19 protein-coding genes are annotated in these 23,652 nt (G+C 37.2%); 6 read left to right on the plus strand and 13 right to left on the minus strand.

The window, feature by feature from the left end:
- Positions 1-33: 33 nt before the first annotated feature.
- From ATE49_RS06450 to glgB, 5 genes are all read right to left on the minus strand, one after another.
- Positions 34-2,841 (minus strand): 2-oxoglutarate dehydrogenase E1 component, encoded by a 2,808-nt coding sequence (locus ATE49_RS06450; RefSeq protein WP_065081499.1) that lies wholly within the window; start codon positions 2,839-2,841, stop codon positions 34-36.
- A gap of 112 nt (positions 2,842-2,953) precedes the next feature.
- A complete protein-coding gene (locus ATE49_RS06455; protein WP_065081500.1) occupies positions 2,954-3,994 on the minus strand; it encodes an SRPBCC family protein in 1,041 nt (346 codons plus the stop codon).
- A 45-nt stretch (positions 3,995-4,039) separates the two neighbouring features.
- Positions 4,040-5,293, minus strand: coding sequence for a glucose-1-phosphate adenylyltransferase (locus ATE49_RS06460; protein WP_059155680.1), 1,254 nt, complete (start codon positions 5,291-5,293; stop codon positions 4,040-4,042).
- Positions 5,294-5,341: 48 nt separating this feature from the next.
- A complete protein-coding gene (locus ATE49_RS06465) occupies positions 5,342-6,763 on the minus strand; it encodes a glycogen synthase (RefSeq protein ID WP_260255765.1) in 1,422 nt (473 codons plus the stop codon).
- A gap of 8 nt (positions 6,764-6,771) precedes the next feature.
- Positions 6,772-8,676 (minus strand): 1,4-alpha-glucan branching protein GlgB, encoded by a 1,905-nt coding sequence (gene glgB, locus ATE49_RS06470; RefSeq protein WP_065081502.1) that lies wholly within the window; start codon positions 8,674-8,676, stop codon positions 6,772-6,774.
- 262 nt (positions 8,677-8,938) lie between these two features.
- Between glgB and ATE49_RS06475 the strand changes: the two genes are divergently transcribed.
- The 5 genes from ATE49_RS06475 to ATE49_RS06495 all read left to right on the plus strand — a co-directional run bounded on the left by ATE49_RS06475 (position 8,939) and on the right by ATE49_RS06495 (position 13,308).
- Positions 8,939-10,360 carry a glycoside hydrolase family 125 protein gene (locus ATE49_RS06475; protein WP_065081503.1) on the plus strand — a complete coding sequence of 474 codons (1,422 nt, stop codon included), beginning with the start codon at positions 8,939-8,941 and terminating at the stop codon, positions 10,358-10,360.
- Between the two features lie 55 nt (positions 10,361-10,415).
- Positions 10,416-11,225 carry an AraC family transcriptional regulator gene (locus ATE49_RS06480; protein ID WP_065081504.1) on the plus strand — a complete coding sequence of 270 codons (810 nt, stop codon included), beginning with the start codon at positions 10,416-10,418 and terminating at the stop codon, positions 11,223-11,225.
- Between the two features lie 66 nt (positions 11,226-11,291).
- Complete coding sequence (locus tag ATE49_RS06485) at positions 11,292-12,248, plus strand: nitrilase family protein (protein WP_065081505.1); 957 nt, start codon at positions 11,292-11,294, stop codon at positions 12,246-12,248.
- A gap of 47 nt (positions 12,249-12,295) precedes the next feature.
- A complete protein-coding gene (locus ATE49_RS06490; protein ID WP_065081603.1) occupies positions 12,296-12,841 on the plus strand; it encodes a hypothetical protein in 546 nt (181 codons plus the stop codon).
- Positions 12,841-13,308, plus strand: a complete 468-nt coding sequence (locus ATE49_RS06495) for a hypothetical protein (RefSeq protein ID WP_059155673.1) — start codon at positions 12,841-12,843, stop codon at positions 13,306-13,308. The genes ATE49_RS06490 and ATE49_RS06495 overlap by 1 nt, the downstream gene beginning before the upstream one ends.
- A gap of 66 nt (positions 13,309-13,374) precedes the next feature.
- Here the strand turns inward: ATE49_RS06495 and ATE49_RS06500 are convergent, their stop codons facing one another.
- The 5 genes from ATE49_RS06500 to ATE49_RS06520 form a co-directional block, all read right to left on the minus strand.
- On the minus strand, positions 13,375-13,863 hold the full coding sequence (locus tag ATE49_RS06500) for a VOC family protein (RefSeq protein WP_065081506.1): 489 nt from the start codon (positions 13,861-13,863) through the stop codon (positions 13,375-13,377).
- 64 nt (positions 13,864-13,927) lie between these two features.
- Positions 13,928-14,902 (minus strand): cyclase family protein, encoded by a 975-nt coding sequence (locus ATE49_RS06505; protein WP_065081507.1) that lies wholly within the window; start codon positions 14,900-14,902, stop codon positions 13,928-13,930.
- Between the two features lie 86 nt (positions 14,903-14,988).
- Entirely contained in the window at positions 14,989-15,972 is a 984-nt protein-coding gene (locus ATE49_RS06510; protein ID WP_065081508.1) for an aldo/keto reductase, read from the minus strand.
- Positions 15,973-15,995: 23 nt separating this feature from the next.
- Entirely contained in the window at positions 15,996-17,096 is a 1,101-nt protein-coding gene (locus ATE49_RS06515; protein ID WP_065081509.1) for an alkene reductase, read from the minus strand.
- A 34-nt stretch (positions 17,097-17,130) separates the two neighbouring features.
- The gene (locus tag ATE49_RS06520) at positions 17,131-18,306 is read right to left on the minus strand and encodes an MFS transporter (protein WP_065081510.1); all 1,176 of its coding nucleotides are present in this window, start codon (positions 18,304-18,306) and stop codon (positions 17,131-17,133) included.
- Between the two features lie 97 nt (positions 18,307-18,403).
- Between ATE49_RS06520 and ATE49_RS06525 the strand changes: the two genes are divergently transcribed.
- On the plus strand, positions 18,404-19,321 hold the full coding sequence (locus ATE49_RS06525; RefSeq protein ID WP_059155668.1) for a LysR family transcriptional regulator: 918 nt from the start codon (positions 18,404-18,406) through the stop codon (positions 19,319-19,321).
- 76 nt (positions 19,322-19,397) lie between these two features.
- On the opposite strand, the gene ATE49_RS06530 is transcribed toward ATE49_RS06525, so the two are convergent.
- From ATE49_RS06530 to ATE49_RS06540, 3 genes are all read right to left on the minus strand, one after another.
- A complete protein-coding gene (locus tag ATE49_RS06530; protein WP_065081511.1) occupies positions 19,398-21,635 on the minus strand; it encodes a GH92 family glycosyl hydrolase in 2,238 nt (745 codons plus the stop codon).
- A gap of 89 nt (positions 21,636-21,724) precedes the next feature.
- Positions 21,725-22,522 carry a GLPGLI family protein gene (locus ATE49_RS06535; protein ID WP_065081512.1) on the minus strand — a complete coding sequence of 266 codons (798 nt, stop codon included), beginning with the start codon at positions 22,520-22,522 and terminating at the stop codon, positions 21,725-21,727.
- A 103-nt stretch (positions 22,523-22,625) separates the two neighbouring features.
- On the minus strand, positions 22,626-23,648 hold the full coding sequence (locus ATE49_RS06540; protein WP_045179734.1) for a 3-oxoacyl-ACP synthase III family protein: 1,023 nt from the start codon (positions 23,646-23,648) through the stop codon (positions 22,626-22,628).
- Between the last annotated feature and the right edge of the window lie 4 nt (positions 23,649-23,652).

A 23,652-nucleotide genomic window follows, 5' to 3' on the forward strand; every position in this document is an offset into this window, starting at 1 on the left:
TTCTTCTATACTGCTTTTGTAGTTAGTTTATTATTAAGCTGTTACTGGTCTTTTTGCAGGAGTCCCTTCACATTGGAATACCTGATTGATAATTGCATTCTGGTTGATCTCGAATTTCTTATGAGATCCCGGTGCTGGAGCTCCACTTGCTACCGGAGAAATTACCTGAGGATTTCTGTCTCTTAGATTTCTCAGTATATAGCTCCATGCGCCCATGTTTTCAGGCTCTTCCTGTGCCCAGATGAATTCTTTAGCATTAGAATACTTTTCAAATATAGCATCCAACTGATTCATTTGAAGAGGATACAACTGCTCTAGTCTTACTAAAGCAACTTTCTCATCATTCAGTTCTTCTTTTTTAGCTAATAGTTCATAATACAATTTACCTGAACATAATACTAATCTTTCTACTTTATCTGCTTTAGCAGTAGCATCATCAATTATTGGCTGGAATGCTCCGTTTGCCAATTCTTCAACTTTCGAAACAGCTCTTGGATGACGCAATAATGATTTTGGAGTCATTACTACTAAAGGCTTTCTGAAATCGGCTTTCATTTGTCTTCTCAACAAATGGAAGTAGTTAGCTGGTGTTGTAGCATTAGCCACAATAATATTCTGGTTTGCACAAAGTGTAAGGAAACGCTCTAATCTTGCAGAAGAGTGCTCAGCACCCTGTCCTTCAGAACCATGAGGCAATAACATTACCAGTCCGTTTTGCAGTTTCCATTTTTCTTCAGCAGCTACAAGATATTGATCGATAATAATCTGCGCTCCGTTAGCGAAATCACCAAACTGAGCTTCCCAGATTGTAAGAGTATCCGGAGACACCATTGCATATCCGTAATCGAATCCTAAAACTGCATACTCAGAAAGTAATGAGTTATAGATCTGGAACTGATTATCTTTAGTAGTAACAGATTTTAATGGTACATATTCTTCTTCAGTATCCTCAGTCTTTACAACTGCATGACGGTGAGAGAAAGTACCTCTTTCTACATCTTCACCAGAAATTCTGATACCAAATTCTTCACTTAGCAATGTAGCATAAGCTAAAAGTTCTCCCATTGCCCAGTCAAGATTATCATTCTCAACCATATTAAGTCTCTGCTCGAATAATCTTGTGATTTTTTTGATAAATTTCTTGTCTGTAGGCAGTGTAGAAATCTGTCTTGCTAAATCTTTTAGTTTATCTAAAGGGAATTTAGTATCTACTGGATTAAGAACTGATCCTCTGGAGCCGAACGGGAATTTTTTCCAATCGTCTGCCATGAAGATGTCCATTGTATTTTTCTTAATTTCTTTAGATTCGTCGAAGTTTTCATCCAATAATTTTTTGAACTCAACTTCCATTTGCTTCATCACTTCGTCAGAAACAATACCCTCCTTGATCAATTTATCTTTATAAATCTCTCTAGGGTTAGGATGTTTTGCAATGATGTTGTATAATTTAGGCTGTGTAAACTTAGGCTCATCACCTTCGTTGTGGCCATATTTTCTGTACCCTAAAAGGTCAATATATACATCTTTACCAAATCTGTTACGGAAATCTGCAGCAAAATGCATTGCGTGAACAACTGCTTCTACATCGTCTGCATTAATATGCATTACCGGAGAGTCAGTTACTTTCGCTACGTCTGTACAGTAAGTAGATGAACGTGCATCTAAATAATTGGTTGTAAATCCTACCTGGTTATTTGTAACGATGTGGATTGTACCTCCTGTTTTATATCCGTCCAACGTCATCATTTGTGCAATTTCGTATACAATTCCCTGTCCGGCAATTGCAGCATCACCATGAATAACGATTGGTAAAATCTTATTATAATCTCCGTTGTAGCTGTTGTCTACTTTAGCACGGCTGATACCTTCTACTAATGAAGCGACAGTTTCCAGGTGAGACGGGTTCGGTGTAAGATTAATTTTTACAGTTTCTCCGGCAGTTGTCTGAATAACTTTAGATGCTCCTAAGTGATATTTAACGTCACCAGAGAATACATCTTCTTCAAATTCTTTACCTTCGAATTCACTGAAAATCTGCTTATAAGGCTTTTGGAAAATGTTTGTTAGTACATTCAGTCTTCCTCTGTGCGCCATACCCAATACTACTTCATCAACACCTAATTGTGAAGACTTGGTAATAACCTGGTCCAACGCAGGGATTAAAGATTCCAGACCTTCTAATGAAAAACGCTTCTGTCCTACGAATTTTGTATGCAGGTAGTTCTCGAAAGCTACTGCCTGATTAAGCCTTTGTAAAACATGCTTTTTCTCTTCAGGAGAAAGTTTTGCATGGTTTTCATTTGCCTGAAGCCACTGACGAATGAAATCTCTTTCCTCAACATTTTTAATGTACATGTATTCTACTCCGATGGAATCGCAGTAGATGTTCTGAAGATGTCTTATGATTTCACTAAGCGTTGCAGGTCCTGGCATTCCGGTTTCTGTAGCGCTGTTGAATTTTCTATTTAAATCAGCAGAAGTAAGTCCAAAATTTTCAATATCCAAGGTTGGTTCGAAGTGTCTTCTCTCTCTAACCGGATTGGTTTTAGTGAAAAGGTGACCACGAACACGGTATGCCTCGATAAGATTAATTACTTTGAATTCTCTGCGAATGTCTTCTGAAATTTCTGAAATATTGACATTGCTGTTCTCTGCCTGTGATGCAAAAGATTTAATTTCTTGTACTGCTTCTTCATCACTGTAGTTTTCCAAAGCGAAATCAAACCCCTGAAAAAAAGCTTTCCATGATGGTTCGAGACTGTCAGGATATTTCAAATACTGCTGGTACATGTCCTCTATAAACTGAGAATGTACCGCATTTAAGAATGAAAATCTGTCCATTATTACCTTCTATCTATTAAAATTTTATATAATTCAACAAAATTACAAATAATAGCCAATCTGCCCAAGGATTTGATAAAATATAACCGATTGATTTTGTATATCCGTCAATTTAATAAATCTGAAGAGCAATTTTCAGGATTACGTCCTGATTTTCTATAGGAGGCTCCACAAATACCTCAGTGAGCTCACCTACAGACATTTCTCTCCTCTTGGCTTCTGCAACTAAGTTGGCTATTACCCTCTTTCTACCCTCATAATTCCCCTTGTAATAGGCAACGAGAGTCTTTGAAGCTTTAACGTCACGGAAGTTAAAATTATTATCGGTGACATCAAATTTCTTACTAACCGTAGCTCCATAGAAGTACGAAATCTCTTTATCGTTGACATTATTGGAACGCATTACCAGTTGTGGTTCTCCAAATTCGTCGTTTTTCTTCCCAAGATCTTTCGTCATAAAACTATAGAGTTTATTATAATTCATCACCACAGAATTGAAGAAATCTCCCTTTTTGCGGTTAGATGCACTTACATTTAGCCCTAAAAGAACGGCTTCTTCGTGGTTTTCCTCTACAATAGTATCATACTTTATGGTATTCAGTTTGGCTTCACGATCTACTTTATTACCTAAATGATTTGCCAATGCTACAATACTCTTATCTATACCCGAAACGAAATTCTCTTCATAGATTAAATTAAGGGAGCGTTTTAAAAATGGTCTGGCCGGTGTCCGTACATACCAGGTGACTTCGGTTTTTTCTGCACCAAGTTTTTTGAAACTAACATCTATGAGATAAGGATTACTGTCACTGTTTTTGAACAACTGATACTTAATTCCTCTGTTCGGTATAACATAACGGATAAATACATCACCATTTTCAGCAGAGTCTCTTTTATTTACAAAATGCATGGAACTTCCAACTCCGTCATAAGGTGTATAATAAGAGAAACCTAGATGATCATTCTCCTGTATGAATTCATTCCATTGCGAAAAATTGTACAGATTATTAAACTGAGGGAAAATTTTTTCCAACGGAAAATTGATTTCCTTTTTTACAGAAAAACTCTTTGTCTTCTCCACGAAGATCATGGAAACCGCATAAATACCAAATATTAGTACCAGAAAAGTAATAATTAACTTAACCCACTTCATTCACTGAAATTAAGCAACAAAGATAATACTCTTCCTCATACTAGCCTATTGTATTATGGTTCCGTTAGGAATTATAGCTTCTTTTTTTATCACAATAATACCATCGCGTACAGAATAAGATTCATAGTCGGCATCCGGCATATGTTTTCCACCTATAATCCGGACATTATTCCCGATCATACAGTTCTTGTCTATAATGGCATTTTCGATATAACAATTTTCTCCTACACCGAAAAGAGGTACTAAATCATTGATCTCATCATTTTGATAGAAATCAGCTCCCATCATATAGGTATTTTTAATAACACTTCCTCTGCCAATTCTTGCACGGTTACCGATAACACATTTTTCCAGGCGATCCCCCATAATAATAGCACCGTCACCTACTACTACTTTTTCCATATAGCTTCCGTTGATTTTTGTCGGTGGCAGCATTCTGGATCTTGTAAAGATTGGTGAAGAACTGAACATATTGAACTGAGGCAAATCCTGTGTTAGATCCATATTGGCTTCAAAGAAGGATTCTATAGTTCCGATATCTGTCCAATAACCATTGTATTGATAGCTTAATGTATTGTAATTACCGATTGATGCAGGGATTACTTCTTTACCAAAGTCGTCCCCTTTATTTTCATCAAATATCTTGGCTAAAATGCTTTTTGTAAAAATGTATATCCCCATGGAAGCAAGATAATTCTTCCCTTGTGCTTTACTTACCTCATCAACATCCGAGCTCCACTGCGGCAATATGTCTTTTCCTGGCTTTTCTATAAAAGCGGTAATATTATTCTGTTCATCAGATTTCAAAATCCCAAATCCGGGAGCATCTTTTTCATTAACCGGTATCGTTGCAATTGTGATATCACCTTCGTTTTCAATATGGAAATTCAGCATTTCTCTGAAATCCATTTGGTATAACTGATCTCCGGAAAGGATCAGTATGTAATCGTAATCATACTTTCGTAAATGTGGCATAGATTGCCTTACAGCATCAGCTGTCCCCTGAAACCATTTATCATTATCTACACTTTGCTCTGCGGCAATAATATCTACAAAGCCTCGGCTAAAGACATCGAAGTTGTACGTATTCTTTATATGCTGATTAAGAGATGCCGAATTAAACTGAGTTAAAACCATAATCTGATTGAATCCGGAGTTTACACAGTTGGAGATTGGAATATCAACCAGTCTGTATTTTCCTGCAATCGGCACAGCCGGTTTAGACCTTTGATCTGTTAAAGGAAATAATCTGGAGCCTCTTCCCCCTCCTAAAACAATTGAGATTACTTTTTTTCCCATGGTTAATATTTTATTTATTTAGTGTGTTTAAAGTAGGTATATTTTTTATTATACCATATATAAATTTAAATATTTTTCTGCTGATTTTTCCCACGAAAAATCGATCTTCATCATTTTCTTCTGGTAATCCTTCATATCAGAAGGAAGGTTATAGTATAAATATAGTGATCTATTAACCGCGTGAAGCATATCTTCCATATTGAAATTACGGAAAGTTATCCCATAACCGTCATCTCCAATATCTTTTACGGTATCTTTTAATCCGCCTGTTAATCTTACAATAGGCATTGTACCGTAGCGCATGGAATACATCTGATTAAGCCCGCAAGGTTCTACTCTGGAAGGCATTAACAAAAAATCTGCGGAAGAATAAATCTGATGCGACAATTGTTCTTTATACCCCAAATCTACTGCCAGGTTTACGTAAAACACATTTTTCAGATATCTGAATCTATCTTCCAGTCCTTTATCTCCGGAACCTAAAACAATAAAATTAAGTTTTCCTTCATTCTCCCATATACATCTGCTGATTAAATCCGGGAGAACATCTGCACCTTTTTCTTTTGCAAACCTTCCGATAAATGCATAAAGCGGAAGTTCAGGATTCAGCTCATAAGTCTCACACAACTTGGCCTTATTCAACTCCCTTTTCTTTGCAAAAGTTTTTAAGGTATAATTATTATCCATCATCGGATCTGATTTCGGATCCCAGACTTCAGTATCGATACCATTTATAATTCCGTATGCTTTGGCTCTTTCCTGTCGGATTAACTCTTCCAGACCGTTAGCTTCAGCAAGTAATTCTTCCAGATAACCTTCGGAAACAGCATTAAAAGCATGTGCGTTTTTAATCATTACTGCAAGAGGATTGATACATTTATCCCAATCCAGAAGCCCCCACTTCCATTGATCGAACTCCGGAAAGAAACGAGCCATTTCCCAGGACATATGTCCCTGGTATTGTCCGTTGTGTATAGTTCCAATAGTTTTCACTCCTTTAAGGAATGAATATTCATGGCAGTATTCAGTAAAAAAGGGAATTAACCCTGCATGGTAGTCGTGGCAATGCAAAATATCCGGTCTCCGTTGTTCCCAGCATAACCATTGTAATACAGCCCGCTGAAAGGCAATAAACTGCATACTTTCATCTCTATAGCCATACACCTCATCCCGATCCGTAAGCCCATGTATTTTTACAAGATATAGTTCAAATCCTAAAGTATCACTTTCTTCCTGTAGTATTTCAAAATAAAAAGGATTTCCGTCAAGATACACCGTATTCTCAAAAATAACTTCAAATTTATTCTGATGTACAAACGGTTTATTGTACCATGGCATCACAACTTTAGCCTTCGCCCCCATCATATTTTGATACTTAGGCAAAGCACCAACAACATCTGCCAGTCCGCCAACTTTGGCTACCGGATAACACTCCATACTGATGTGATAAATATCTAACTGATCGTACATAATGGTTATTATTTTTTTCTTCTGAATATTAATCCACATAATGGCGGCAGGTCTATATCTGCCGAATAATCCTTACCATAATGCGGTACATTTTTAGTTTTAAAGTTCTTTATGGCACTCCCACTACCCCAGTATTCTTTATCATCCGAGTTAATAACGGGCTCCCAATCTGACATTTCCGGTAAAGCTATCCTGAAATTTTTATAAGGAACTGAGGACAGATTTAAAATGACCAATATCTGATCTTCTTTATTCTTCCCTTTTCTAAGGTAAACATATACTGAGTTTTTACTATCATCTGCATGAAGCCATTCCGTACCAGCACTCTCATAGCTCATTTCGTATAATGCCTTTTCTTCCCGATATGCTTTATTGAGCCTTGCTACAAAATTCTTCATTCTACGATGAGCTTCATAATCTAATAAATGCCAGTCCAGAGATGCACTGAAGTCCCATTCCGAAGTCTGTGCAAATTCATCACCCATAAAAAGCAATTTTGCTCCGGGATGGGTGTACATCCATAAATATAAAGCTCTTAAGTTGGCATGTTTCTGCCATTCATCCCCAAACATCTTATACAGCATAGGAGATTTACCATGTACAACTTCGTCATGTGAAAGTGGAAGTACATATCTTTCATCAAATGCATAAGTAGTACTAAAGGTTATATCATGATGAGACTTATGCCTTACCAAAAAGTCTTGTTTAAAGTATCTTAACGTATCATGCATCCAGCCCATCATCCATTTCATACCAAAACCAACTCCACCATCTTTTACTGGATGTGTAAGTTTTGGATAGGAAGTAGATTCTTCTGCAATAGTTTTTACATTCGGATAATGCTTATTTACAGCTGTATTAAATTCTCTCAGAAATTCCAATGCTTCCAGATTGATATTACCACCATCTTTATTGGCAATCCATTCACCGTCTTTTCTGGCGTAATCCAGGTATAGCATAGAAGTAACTGCATCTACACGCAAAGCGTCTATATGAAAACGCTCCAGCCAGAAGAATGCATTACTGATCAGGAAAGACTTTACTTCGTTTCTGCCATAATTAAAAATCCGGGTATTCCATTCCGGATGATATCCCTGTCTTTCATCTTCATGTTCGTATAAAAAACTCCCGTCAAAACGATATAATCCATGAGCATCTGAAGGAAAATGAGCCGGAACCCAATCCATAATAACACCTATATCATTGCGATGGAGTTCCTCAATAAGAAACATCAGATCCTGTGGACTTCCCAGCCTGCTGTCTACAGCATAATACCCTGTAACCTGATATCCCCATGAAGGTTCATAAGGGTATGATGTAACCGGCATAAATTCAACATGGGTGAATCCCATTTCCTTTACATACGCAGCCAAATCAGAAGCTATGTCTCTGAAGTTTACATTTCCGTTTTTATCCTTCCGCCACGATGGCAGATGAACTTCATAAATGGACATGGGAACCTGAAATGAATTTTTGTGGTGCTGATCATGCATCCACGTTTTGTCTTGCCACTCGTACCAGGTTGTAGAAACTACAGACGCAGTCTGTGGTGGTATTTCTGCAATATTACCAAAAGGATCAGCTTTAAAAAAAACATCATCATTATGGGTTTTTATTTCATATTTATAAACATTGCCTAAAGTGACATTGGGAATAAAACCCTCCCATATTCCGGAGTTATCCCACCTGTATTTTAACTGATGAATAACCCCTTTCCAGTTATTAAAATCACCAACAACCGATACCTGTTCTGCATTTGGTGCCCATACAGCAAAATAAACACCTTTGTAGCCGTTAATTTCAACCACATGCGCACCCATCTTTTCATAAAGACGGTAGTGTTTTCCTTTTCTAAACAGATCAATATCATAATCTGTAAATAAAGAAAACGACAATGTAGGTGGTGTAGACATCATACGGTGTTTTATTCTTCCAATTTACAATCTTTCTTTGATACAAAATACAATTTTAATAAATAATAACGAAGAATTTTCTTTATTTAACACTCCTGATAAAATGTAAACCTATAAATCTATAATCTTTATACAGCTCCCTTTATGTGGGAGTTTTCTTTTTATACTGCTATTAGTACAACTGCATTATATTAAAAGAGAATTATTCTTAATAAAATCAGTATATTTGAAGTTATTCAGAATAAAAAAAACTATATACTAAATGGATAGAAGAGATTTTATTAAAAATGCATCATTGGCTGGTATCGGTTTATTAACCCCTAAAACAGTACTTGCAGCTGACTTTTTTTACGATTTTCCTGTAGTGAGAACTCCACAAGCCAGCAGAAAGTTTACAAGCCCTGCAATTGAGAAGGCGATTGATGCTTTTGGTAAAAAGGTGAAGAATAAAGAACTCGCATGGATGTTCAACAATTGTTTCCCTAATACATTAGACACAACAGTATTCCCTTATCAGGAAAACGGACAAAACCTTACTTATGTTATTACCGGAGATATCGACGCTATGTGGCTTCGTGATAGCAGCGCACAGGTATGGCCATATCTGAAGCTGATGAAAGGTGATAAAAAGCTTCAGGAACTTATCCAGGGACTTATCCGTAAACAAAGTAAATGTATTAATATAGATCCATATGCTAATGCCTTCTATAATGATCCAACTAAAAAAGGAGAATGGTTTAGTGATCATACTGATATGAAGCCCGGTATCCACGAGCGTAAATGGGAGATAGATTCTCTTTGTTATCCAATACGACTTTCTTATCACTACTGGAAAATATCCGGTGACACTACTCCATTTAATGATGAATGGGTACAGGCACAAAAAAATATTTATAAAACGTTTACAGAGCAACAACGTAAAAATGATCTTGGGCCATATAAATTTATGAGAACCACACCGAGAGGATCCGATACTTTACAGGTAGACGGTTATGGTTATCCTGTAAAGCCAGTAGGACTTATCTGCTCAAGCTTCCGTCCTTCTGATGATTCTACTATTTTCTCATTCCTTATCCCTGCAAACCTTTTTGCTGTAGTAAGTCTTAGACACTCTGCAGAAATCCTGAGAGAGGTAAAAAAAGAAAATGATCTGGCTCAGAAATTTTTAGCTTTAGCTGATGAAGTAGAGCAAGCTGTTAAAGAACACGGAATTGTAAATCACCCTAAGTTTGGTAAAGTATATGCTTATGAAGTAGACGGTTTCGGAAGTTATCTGATGATGGATGATGCTAATGTACCAAGCTTACTCGCTCTTCCATATCTTGAAGCTGTAGATGTAAATGATGAAGTCTACCAAAGAACCAGAAAATATATACTTTCTGCAGACAATCCATTCTTCTTCAAAGGTAAAGCCGGAGAAGGCATTGGCGGTCCACACATCGGACGCGACTATATCTGGCCAATTGCTATTACTATGAGAGGATTAACTTCCAATAACGATGCTGAGATCAGAGAATGCGTTCAGATGCTTGTAAAAACACATGGAGGAACGGGATTCATGCATGAATCTTTCCATAAAGATGATCCTACTAACTTCACACGTAAATGGTTTGCCTGGGCAAATACATTATTTGGTGAGTTCATCTGGAAAACATATAATGAGAAACCTCATTTGTTAAGCTAAAATCAGATTAATATAATAAAAGGAGGTTTTTACACCTCCTTTTTAAATTTGTATTATGCAATTTCTTCCGGATCAATATCTGCGACCTTTTATCCGACACTATCTATTTTTGGAGAGTACGCAACAGTTAACGGGAATACTGCGTCTGTTTACCGACGGCAGTACAGGAGTTGTATTTTCACTTCGGGGAAGTCTGGCGACTGATCTCAGTCATAAAACTCAGCTTCCAAACTCTTTTTTATACGGTCAGATTAGTGATTTCCAGGATCTGTATACTAACTCCGGATTTTCTTTTATTATCGTTGTATTTAGCCCTTTAGGCATGAAACAGCTGACAGGTATTCCGGCATATGAAATGAAAAATCAAATTACTGATGCAAATCATCTGTTTCCGAATATTAGCTTTCTTACCGAAGAGCTATTTGAATCTAATAATTACGAGAAGCAAATACAACTTCTGAATTTATTTTTCCTAAAAACTTATACTATTGGTATAACAAAGGATATTAGTGTCCCCATAAGTCTTATGGACATTCTGTACAAAGACAAGGACTCCGGAACTATTGGCAATCTTGTAAAGCGCTCCGGTTATTCGGAGCGACATATTGAAAGAATATTTAAAGAACATATTGGCATTTCCCCAAAGGCTTTTTCTAATATTATAAGATTACACCGCTTTTTAAGACTTCTAAGCCATGCAAATGAGTCAGATTTATCCATGACCTCCCTGGGATATGCTGCCAATTATTTCGATCAGTCGCATCTGATTCGTGAATTTAAAAAATACACTGGAATAACTCCTAAACAATATATGGATAAAACGCAGAAACTAGCAACCAATTTTCTGAATATCAATAAACCCTAATGTCGGTTTTATACAATTTCTGAATTTCAGAGGCTTATAATTTTGTTCCCGTTAAATCAAAATAAAATGGACAAAATAAAAGTATCTACAGCTCAGTTTGAGCATAAAAGTGGTGATAAAGAGTATAACCTCTCGGTTATTGAAAAACTAGCCAAAGAAGCAGCTAAAGAAGGATCGGATGTCATTGCATTTCACGAATGCTCTATTACGGGTTATACCTTTGCCCGAAAGCTCACTAAAGAACAAATGCTGGAACTTGCAGAAAAAATTCCTCAGGGAGAAAGCATACATAGATTACAACAGATAGCAGCAGAAAATAATATTGTAATCCTGGCAGGTCTTTTTGAAAAAGATGAGCATGACAATCTTCACAAAGCTTATGTATGCGTAGACAACAACGGCCTCGTAGCGAAGTACAGAAAACTGCATCCGTTTATTAATCCTTATCTGACTCCAGGAAATGAATATTGTATTTTTGAAATAAAAGGATGGAAATGCGGTATACTGATTTGTTATGATAATAATATTATTGAGAATGTAAGGGCTACTGCCCTGCTGGGTGCTGAAATTATCTTTATGCCACATGTAACCATGTGTACACCTTCATCCCGACCAGGCGCCGGGTTTGTTGATTCTGAACTATGGAAAAACAGGGAGAGCGATCCAACATCACTCCGACTAGAATTTAACGGGATGAAAGGAAGAGACTGGTTAATGAAATGGCTTCCGGCGCGTGCTTATGATAATGGAATTTATGTCGTTTTTTCTAATCCTATCGGCATGGACGATGACCAACTTAAAAATGGCTGCTCCATGATTATTGACCCTTTTGGCGATATTTTGAATGAATGTCAAAATTTTGAAGACAGCTTTGTCTCTTCTGTGCTCACAAAAGAAAAGCTGCAATTGGCAGGCGGTTATCGTTACCGGAAAGCGAGGAGACCGGATCTGTACCGCGATATTATCGGGCAGATACACCAGCCGGAGCAGAAAGTTATCTGGCTTCATAAAGATTCTGAGTAACAAATTTTTATTTTTGTTTTTTGCGTGGTAATTTTGCAAAAAAAGATTTGTACAAACTTATACCCCGTATTTTACTATTCCTTTTCATTCTGGCGCAATTATATTTTGTCATTGCTATTGTAAAAGAAAAGAATATTAATACCTGGTTTGTAGTGGTATTTATCCTGATGGCTGTGATTTTGTTTTTCGCATACCGAAAGCCACAGCGACTACATATAGAACATGAGAAAGAGCTCCATTATGAGCTTTTTCTCTTCTTTTTAGCTGGCAGCTTTACCACTTACTTTCTGCAACATAATATCGGATTCAATACAGTATTTTCTGCCGGACTTGTGGGTTTTACCGGAAGCTTGCTTCCTAAAATCAAGAAATTCAGATCTTCTAAAAACTGGCCTATAGCTATTTATTGCGGTGCATTCGTCGGAATGAGTAAACTGGAATTTGGTTATTATTACTTGTTTACCGCTACTTTCTTCACGGCTGTTTTTTATGCATTCACACAGCACCTCTTTCACGGAATTGGCGGAAAGTTAGGCACTCTGGCTTTTATGGGTGTAATGTACTCTTATATTATTTTTAAATTTTTCATGTAATGCTGCTTATTCTTCATATCCTTATCGTTATATCAGGCAGCTGGCTTACCTTTTATCTGAACCGCTATCTGAAACTCGGGGCTGTAAAATCTTCCAGTCTTTTAGCTCTTATTATTGGCGGAATATATCAGATTAATGAAAGTTTCTTACATTATGACTTACCACGGGATATTCCTTTTCTGGTAATAGGATCTACCTTCATTGGAATGATTACTTCCAGAAAACACTATAAAAATTTCAATCTGTTTATTGCTCCAATCGTCTTCACTATTATTTATTACAACATCAGTAAAGAGTTCAACGGCTTTGGTGGAGCGCTAGGTACAGCAGCATGTATTTCATTATTAATAAGTATATACCTTCGCTCATTAAAAGCAACAAAGAAAGTCATCAAACCTTTTCGGCATGTAAAAGTGGAAACAATGAAAAGAAACAGACATAGAAAACTAAAAGAGGCATTCAAATAACAAATTTTACTGGTAAACCTCCATAGATAAACAAATCCCTCACTTTTCAGTGAGGGATTTATTCTTTTAGTTACTTTTACGTTTAAACGGTCCCTGAGGAGCAATAATCTCTAAATTTGTTCCGTCCGGATCGCGAAAATAAGCTACAGCAGTACCAAATCCGGATTTCAATCCATCTTCTTCCTGAAATACAATAGGTTCACCTTCCGGTTCTATACCAATCTCTTTCAAACGTTCCATAGCAGCATCAATATCATCTACTTCAAAACATAAGTGCATTGCACTAATCTGATTGTTCTGATAAGATGTTTTTTCAGGAGCGGGCAACACATACTCCAAAATATCAATGTTCAGGTTATCCAGATGCAGATTGGCATATTTAATCCGGGTATCTTCCAACCCTTGAGTTTTAGCCATTCTTTCACCCCCAATTTCATCGATATTGGAGACTTTGACTCCTGTTAATGCTTCATAAAAAGCAATAGATTTTTCCAGGTTACTTACTGTGATTCCAACGTGATTAGCGCGTGAAAATCCTGTTAGTTTGTTTGACATTTGTTTTTGTTTTTAGTGATTCTGTAATTTGTTTGATTATATTCCTAATTTAAGAAAGTTTTCATTAGTAAATAGCAACCGGATTAACATTTACCTGGGTAGACCCCACATATAAAGGCTGTCCTAATACAAACAAAAATTCCCATACTTTTTCCTTAATCAAAGGTCTTGTATCTATTAGTTCAAGATTATAAATTCCTCTTTTAGCCAGCATAAACTGGTTAATAGGAAACTCTTCTTTACTCTTGGGATTCGGATAAATTTCGGATGCCCATGTATCACCTCCAAAAGCAATAATTCCTTGGTCAGCCAGCCATTGTGCAGCCTCCATTCCTATCCCGGGTTCTGTCTCCAGAAATTGATTGTTATCTTTTCCGATCAGTTCCAACCATCCGGTGTTAAATAACACAACATCTCCTTTTCTAAGGCTTAATCCTTCTTTTTTAAGAACATTCTGAATATCGGTTACCGTAAATTCAGTCCCTCCCGGAACAATTTCTTTTCCATAATATGCCGTCATATCCAGTACTACAGCGCGGGTAACCATTGGTGGGACTTTTTCTACTCCCAATTTTCTAACACCTTCTACAGTTACAAAGTCTGTCGCTTTGTTTCCGTTGTAATAGACGTTATCAATACCAATATGGCCAATACCATTTAGCTGTGTCCCAACACCGGTCCAGGCATTTACAAGTTCATCATTAAAGCTGAACTTATTTGTACCCAATGTCTTCCCTCCCTGTTCTCCGGGCTGAATATTATAAAGGTTAAAACTACGGTGGCGGAAAGCTGGTAAATGTTTGTCAACCGGAACAGCTAAAGGAAGTGTTTTACCTTTCTTCACCAGCTTTACTGATTGTAAAACCAATTCTGGCGTCATCAGATTAGCGGCTCCTATTTCATCTCCTTTTCCATAAGGCGAAGTATACCAACTGGTATCTTTAGGATCTATTAATGTTTTGTTCTGGGCATATATACCGGAAAATCCTGATATGAGCATTCCGGATAGCAATAATTTGCTAATTATATTTTTTTTCATTTGTATATTTTATGTTTCTAATAAAAGGAACTTAGCATATACTCCTCTTTATCGGAGTTCTAGCGTATATGCTATGTCCATCTTTTTTAGATTTTAGAAAGTTCAGTATTGATAAATGCTAATTCTTCAGCAGTAAGATCGATATCCATTGCTTTAGCATTTGCAGCAGCTTGTTCAGCATTTCTCGCTCCTGCCAGAACTACTGTAATTGCAGGTTGCAGACTTGTCCAACGCAATACCAGCTGAGAAAGTGTTGCATTTTTATCTTCAGCAATCGGGGTAATAGTTTCCAGGAATGTTTTCACTTTTTCAAGATCAAACTGTTGGAAGTAACCGTTTCTGTGGTCATTATCTTTTAGCTTACCATCTTTAAAATACTTCCCTGTCAACAATCCTCTTTCCATTGGACTGTAAACAATAATTCCAAGATCATTTTCCAATGCATATGGTACCAGGTCATTTTCAACACCACGATTCAGCATGCTGTAACCAATCTGGTTGCTGGCAATATTCAGACTTTGACGAGCCTCTGCAACCTGTTCTACACTATAGTTACTGACTCCGGCAGCACGTATTTTACCTTGTTGTAATAAGATTTCCAAAGCTTCCATTGTTTCTGAGATCGGAGTTGTAGCATCTGGCCAGTGAATCTGTAACAAATCGATATAATCGGTCTGCAGACGTTTTAAACTATCTTCTACTTCTTTAATTACACTAGCTTTAGAAGCATATTTGTATACAGGAATTGTTTTTCCCGCTTCTTCAGCATCGAAGAAGAACTCTCCTTTTCCCTGGTTGCTTCCATCCCATACCAATCCGAATTTAGTCAATAACTGAATTTTGCTTCTGTCGTAACCTTTAATAGCTTCACCTATCATTTCTTCACTAAGTCCGAAACCATAAAAAGGAGCTGTATCTAATGTTGTTACACCATTATCAATTGATGCTCTTACAGATTCTATTGAGTCTTTTTTTTCATTACCTCCCCACATATTACCGCCAATAGCGAATGCTCCATAAGTAATTGCTGATAACTCTAAATCTGTATTTCCTAATTTTCTGAATTCCATTTTTTATATTTTAATTATTTTGATTAATTTTTGTTGTATACTTCCCAATCGAGGTAGCCTTCCATAGTAAGACCATAATGCAGCTCTCTTTTAGGGGGTGTTATCGGCCAGTTATTTTTTAAACGTTCCACTAGATCAGGATTGGCAATAAAGTCTTCTCCAAATGCAGCAATATCAATAATTCCGGCATCCAAAAGCTCCTGAGATTTTTCTTTAGTCATTCCACCCGCAAGAATAATAACACCATCGTACCAATTACGGAAACGTTCCATAAAGCCTTCAGGTAAAGCAAAACTTCCTCTTGATTTCTGATCCATAATGTGGATATATGATATATTTCTTTTGGAAAGCTCCACTGCAAGATATTGGTAAGTCTCTTCTATTTCCTCATAATGCGGAAGTTCGTGCAGTCCTCCATATGGCGTTAATCGAATTGCAACTTTATCTGCACCTATAGCCTCAATACTGGCATCTATAGCTTCAAGTAAAAAGCGGGATCTGTTTTCAATACTTCCGCCATACTCATCTGTACGGTTATTGATAAACGGATTCAGGAACTGCTCGATAAGGTAACCATTCGCTCCGTGAAGCTCAACACCATCGAAACCCGCCTTTACAGCATTTTTAGCCGCTGCAGCAAAATCCTGAACTATTTTTTTTACTTCATTTGTTTCCAAAGCCCGTGGTTTAGAACTAATCACAAAACCTTCTTTTCCATTTTCATCATAACCCCAGGCGTTAGAATTTGCTGCCTGAATATCCGATGGTGCTACCGGAGCCTGTCTATCCGGCTGATTAGAAACGTGTGAAACTCTTCCTACATGCCATAACTGTGTATATATTTTACTTCCATTTCCATGGACAGCATGGGTTACCTGCTTCCATCCTTCTGTTTGTTCAGCAGTATATAATCCCGGAATATGAAGTACTCCTTTCGAAGTTGATGAAATTGCAGTTCCTTCAGTAATAATAAGACCTGCACCTGTTCTTTGCGCATAATATTCTGTATTAAAACTCTTTGGAATACCGTCTTCATTTCTGGCTCTGGTCATAGGAGCCATTGCAATTCTGTTTTTTAGTTGTAATGAACCTTTAGTTACTTCTTCAAAGATGTTAGTGTTCATGATAATAATATTTTATGAATGAATAATCTTATAATTAACATGCTTCAACAGCATATTTTTGTTTTTTGTTTCTCCGTAGATATAGTAGGGATATTACAATCCCGGCTGCTGCCATTGCTGCTCCTATCAACACTGGAGAAGTGTAGCCATAACCTTTTTCAATAGGAACACCACCAAGAAAGGCCCCTAAAGCATTTGCTATATTGAAACAGGCTGGTCCCAGGGATGCTACCAGCATTTCTGCATCGCTTTTTACTGAATTCAGTAATAATAATGTAAGTGAAGGTACAAGTGCAAAAGTGGTAACTCCGGTAAGGAAGGTCATTACAAGTGATGCCCAGGCGTTGGCGGCTGTGTAATAAATAGTCATCATACACACAATCTGAAATACAAGCACTGCAATAACAATAACTGAAGGTGAAAAGGCATCTGTCAGTTTTCCGCCTATAAGGTTGCCTACAAACATTCCAAGTCCGGCTAAGACCATAATATAAGGGAGATGTTTCTCTGCAATTCCGGACACGTCACTCATTAATGGAGCTATATAACTTATCCAGGCAAAAAGTGCCCCCGGAGCAACTGAAAAGATCAGTACCATAAACCATACATTACTGCTGCGGAAAATGGAGAAGTTTTTCCATGGACTTTGTTTGCTTTCTCTTGCTTCTGTCTTTGGCATCCATAACTTTAGAGCCAGTATTGTGAGTAATCCTATAATTGCAATAAGCAGGAAAGTATAACGCCATGAAAAATGATGTCCTATATAAGTTCCCAGTGGAACTCCCAAAAGATTAGCCACTGTTAGTCCGGAAAACATTGTAGCTACGGCCTGTGCTTCTTTTCCTTTATCAGCCAAACGGCTGGCAACAACAGACCCTACTCCGAAAAATGCGCCATGTGGTAATCCTGAAATAAATCTTGATACCATTAAAAGTTCATAGTCCGGAGCTATAATAGATAAACCATTAAATACCGTAAATAAAATCATTAACAGAATCAAAGTTTTGGTAGGTGAAAACTTATTCAGACCCACCACTAAAAGCGGAGCTCCTACAACTACTCCAAGTGCATAGGCTGTTATAAGATAACCTGCCTGTGGTATAGAAATACTAAGGTCTCTTGCTACGTCGGGCAGCATTCCCATAATGGTAAATTCTGTAATCCCGATTCCTAATCCTCCTAATGCGAGAGATAGCAGACTCTTTTTCATTTGTATAATTTTAATAATTGATAGTGCAAATTTCTATCAGAATATTTTATAATACAAATAATTTAAATTGTATATTTGTATCATAAAAATTATAGTTATGCGTTGGAATCTGGAATGGCTTCGTACTTTCAAAGCTATATACGAAACAGGAACCCTGTCTGCAGCTGCACAGGAGCTATTTATATCACAACCGGGAGTTAGCCTGCACCTCAACTCTCTGGAAGCATTTACCGGAAACAAATTATTTGACCGGCTTGCACGAAAGATGGTCCCTACAGAAAAAGGAAAGATCCTCTATAATTATATATTGGATTCCATGAAAAAGCTGGAGGAAGGAGAGCAACATTTTCATAAACGCACACAAAATGAACGCCCTACAATTAGTGTAGGAATGTGTTTTGAAACCTTTCAATATACACTGGAAGAACATATCTCCGAACTTCCTTTTAATCTGATTATTAAATTTGGGGAGTATCCACAAATGCAGCATGATCTGGATAGTGGTATGCTGGACCTGATCATTACTCCACAAAAAGGATCTCAGCAAAATCTTCAGTATCAACCTTTTTCCAAGGAAAGAATTGTTTTGATTGCCGGAAATGAAACGGATACAGCTGATTTGGAAGAACTACTGCATGAGGGAAAGATCAAAGACGCAGCCAATTTACTAAAGCAACAATTATGGTATAGTACCGCTGCTGATATGGAACATCTTAAAAACTTCTGGTTAAAACATTTCGGCGAACATCCTGACTTTAGTCCTAATTATATTGTTCCGAATATAAGCTCAATTATCCGCTGTCTTAGCGATAGTAAAGGTTTTTCAGTAGTTCCGGATTTTCTTTGTGCCGATGTTCTTAATTCCGGAAAAATAAAAATGGTCTGGGAAGGAACACATCCTGTAGAAAATACGCTGTACTTCGGTACCAGAAAAAAAACAATGTATCAGGAGGAAATTAATCAGCTTGAAAAGCTACTAAAGGAAAAATGGGAAATGATTGAAGAGATTCTGTAAAATCAATTTCTGTCCATTATAAATAAAGAATGCAGCTTTTTGGGGCTGCATTCTTTATTATGTAAATTCTTGTCTTCTAGTTTTCCATAGACTTCGGCCAGCTCTTAGGATCCTTTCCAAAGTTCTTATTAGGTGTTGCTCCCATATTAAAGATTAGATTACCACCTTTCAGCATTTCGTCATGGGTAATATATACTTTATCGTATGGTTTACCATTTAAGGTTACCGACTGGATATAGATATTCGTCTGCGAGTTATTTTTAGCTTCAATTGTAAAGGCTTTACCGTTAGGCATTTTGATTTCAGCTTTATCTAGCGAAGGACTTCCAAAAACATATTCCCCGGTTACCGGATTTGCAGGATATAATCCCATAATAGACCATACTGCCCAGGCACTCATTTGTCCTGCATCTTCGTTACCCGCATATCCATCCGGTTTATCACTGTACATGGTATCTATAATCTGTCGGATGCGTTCCTGTGTTTTCCATGCCTCACCAATATAGCTGTACATGTAAGCTATGTGATGGCTTGGTTCGTTACCATGAGCATACTGTCCAATAAATCCGCTAGCATCCGGAGAGGTAAAATCTCCATGCATTACAGAAGGTGCTACAAAAAGAGCATCCAGCATTTTACTCAGTCCGTTTTTAGCCGGGAATAGTTTTGCAAGCCCTCTTACATCATGAGGCACAAAGAAGGAATGCTGCCATGCAGTACCTTCAATATATTGGCTCTTATCGAATTCGTGTTCGGAATAAAAAGGATCAAAAGGCTCTACAAACTTACCATCTTTGTATCTGGCTCTCATAAATCCGGTTTTAGGATCGAAAAGCTTCTGGTAATTTTTTGCTCTTTTACTAAAAGTTTCAAAGTCTTTTGTTTTACCTAATTTCTTAGCGACTAAAGAAATTGCATAATCATCGAAGGTATATTCCAATGTTTTGGTTACGCTACCTCCTCCTATATCCTGAGGAACATAACCATATTCATTATATGCTGGTACTTCTCTTACTTTCTGGAAAGCGCTCGCCAGCATTGCTTTGTATGCTTTTTCTTTATCAATTCCCGGAATGTCTTTCAGTATCGCGTCTGCCAATACAGGAATAGCATGATATCCCGTCATTGTATTGGTTTCGTTTGTACTTAAATCCCATACCGGAAGCAGACCATATTCATCATAGAAAGCAAGCATACTATTGATAAGAGAGGTATATTTTTCCGGTTGTGTAATTGTTAACAAAGGATGTTCAGCACGGAAAGTATCCCATAAAGAATACAATGTATAGCGTTGTTCACCGTTCGACATTTTCTTTATTTCATTTTTATAATTGCCATATTCTCCGTCTTTATCCGAATACAAAGTCGGCGTCAGGGCTGTATGATACAAAGCAGAATAGAAAATACGTTTCAGAGATTTGCTTTTAGCTTCGATTTTAATTTTGGAAACTTCATTTTCCCATACTTTATCTGCGTTAGCTGCTACCTGATCAAAATTCCAGTTCGGAATTTCATTTAGTGCTGCCAAAGCTTTATCAGCACTGGTTGTAGAAAGTGCTACTTTTATTTCTACTGCATCCGAAGGATTAAAAACTAACTGTGCATTTACACCTGTTTCCTTAGATGAAATTTCTTTGTCTTTAGATTTCTTACCGTTCAGCAAAATTTCTTTGATCGGTTTAGATGTTTTTAAAGCAAAAAAAACTCTCTGGTTTTGCGCCCAGCCTTTAGAGAATCGTTGTCCAATAATGGTATTATTATCTACAATAGTTAACTTGGTATCTGTTGGCTTATCCCAGTTAAAAGCATGATGCAGATCCAGACGGATAGTTGGTTCAGTTGTTCCTGCCGGGAATGTATACTGGTGATATCCTACTCTTTCTGTAGATGTCAGTTTTGCTGTTATTCCGTTATCCAACTTTACCTGATATAATCCGGCGGCAGCTTTTTCATTTTTATGTGAATAGAATGTACGTGTATCTACTACAGACTGTTCTACAGGTTTTAATAAGGGCATTACAGCTATATCCAGCCAGTCACCAATTCCGGTTCCGGAAAGGTGCATATGGCTAAACCCCGCTATATAATCGGATGTATAATGATAACCACTCACCCAATCCCAATCGCCACGCCCGTTATCCGGACTTAGCTGGACCATGGAAAAAGGAAGTGATGCCCCCGGATACGTATGGCCGTGTCCTCCTGTTCCGATCAGTGGATCAATATATTGGGTTAATTTTTCCTGTGCAGAAAAGTTAGCAATGGCTAACGACGTTAATAAAATGAGTATCGGTTTCTTAGTTTTACTTTTCATTCTCAGATTTTAAACGACTAAAATACTGGATTTTTAACTGAAAAAAAACTATGTCTCTAAAAATGATAAGCTTTTTAAGCTTTTCGATGTTAATTAGTTTTATTAAGCAGAAAGTTTTTGTCAGCTTCAACATAAGGAGGCAGATTCTTTCGGATCATCGCCTGAAAATCTTTGGTCATTTTGGTAAAATCCTGTACTTTCATTTCTTTATCTTCATAAACAATTTCATTACCTTTCTGAGCAGATTCCCTTTCTTTTTGGTAAGGATTTTCATAAAAGTCAGATAATAACTTATTATATTTTTCCCAGGTAATATTAACTGCATTTTTAACATTTAATGTTGGCTGTACCGAGGATTTGGACAGATTTTCAATTTTCATCAATGAATATTTAAATACCCCATCTGTATCTTCTGCTTCAAAGACCAACCCTGGTAATCCGTTAAATTTATAAGGCCCTTCTGCAAGCGGAATTTCATTACAAAACCAAACATTCCAATTTCTCCCTCCGAATGATGCCGTTGCTTTCTGTAATTTGTATTTCTCTACAGTTTTATAATCATTCGTGAGCTTCCAATCCAAAATATCGGTTGTTTTGATTCTGAAACTATTGAGTTTAAAATCCTGTACCAGAATTGTATTTTCAGATGTACCACTTTTTCTTTCTATAGCCTGTACCAGACCAGAAGGCTTTTGTCCCGGTGTTATAAACCTGGCCTCATAAAAATCAGCTTTATCATTATTAATGTCCAGATATACGGTGGAATTCTTTTTTAAGCCATCAGGATAAGTTACCTGAATATTGTATAATATTCTTTTCTGAGCTTGCAGGCTTAATCCCGATAAAGTTAGAATGAAAAGAAAAAAGTGAATAATAGTTTTAGTCATATGTTATTAGTTGATAAAACGAAAATAGCAGATTTTCAGAATATAAAAAAACTCTGCCATTTTTAATGGCAGAGTCCTTATATATTTTATACTTTCTGTAAGCTTAGTATTCGAATAAAACACTACCCCATGTAAATCCACTACCAAAAGCGGAAAGACATACAAGGTCACCTCTTTTCATTCTTCCTTCTTCAATGGCTTCACTTAGTGCGATAGGAATAGAAGCTGCAGTTGTATTTCCGTATTTCTCAATATTCACCATTACTTTCTCGTCCGGAAGTCCGAGTTGCTGCTGTACATATTGTGCAATACGCTTATTCGCCTGGTGTGGGATAAGAAGATCGAGGTCTTCTACTTTTTTACCAGCTTTCTCCAGTGCTTCATGAATAGTTTCCGGGAAACGTGTAACAGCATGCTTAAATACAAAATTACCATTCATGTGCGGGTAAATTTCTTCATCCGGAATAGCATCAGGTTCGTTTTTCAAACGTACACTCCATCCGTATTTTGTTCCCGGGAATTTTGTACAAAGTTCATCAGCATACTTTCCTTCAGAGTGCATATTCGTTGCAAGAATTCCCTGTACGCTGTCATCTTCTGATGCAGATAGTACAATAGCACCGGCCCCATCACCAAAGATTACAGATACACCTCTTCCGCGATCGGTGAAGTCTAATCCAAAGGAATGAATCTCTGCACCAACCACTAAAATATTTTTATACTGCCCCACTTTAATAAAAGCATCGGCAACACTCATTGCATAGACAAAACCGGAACATTGATTCCTTACATCTAATGCACCAATAGTATCGCATCCCAGCATTTCCTGTAACAATACTCCGCACCCCGGAAAATAATAATCCGGAGAAAGTGTTGCAAATACGATGTAATCAATATCTTTGGCGGTAAGCCCTGCGCTTTCGATAGCTTTCTTTGATGCCTGCAAACCTAAATAAGCAGTCGTCTCTTCAGCATCATTTATATTTTTACGGTAATGACGTTGTTTTATACCCGTTCTTTCGGTAATCCACTCGTCGTTTGTGCTCATTAATTTAGCCAGATCGTCGTTTGTCACAACTTTTTCCGGCACATAATAACCAAAGCCTTTTATGACACTTTTCTTCATGTTT

Source organism: Elizabethkingia miricola, assembly GCF_001675285.1.
In the GTDB taxonomy this organism is placed as follows: Bacteria; Bacteroidota; Bacteroidia; order Flavobacteriales; family Weeksellaceae; genus Elizabethkingia; species Elizabethkingia miricola.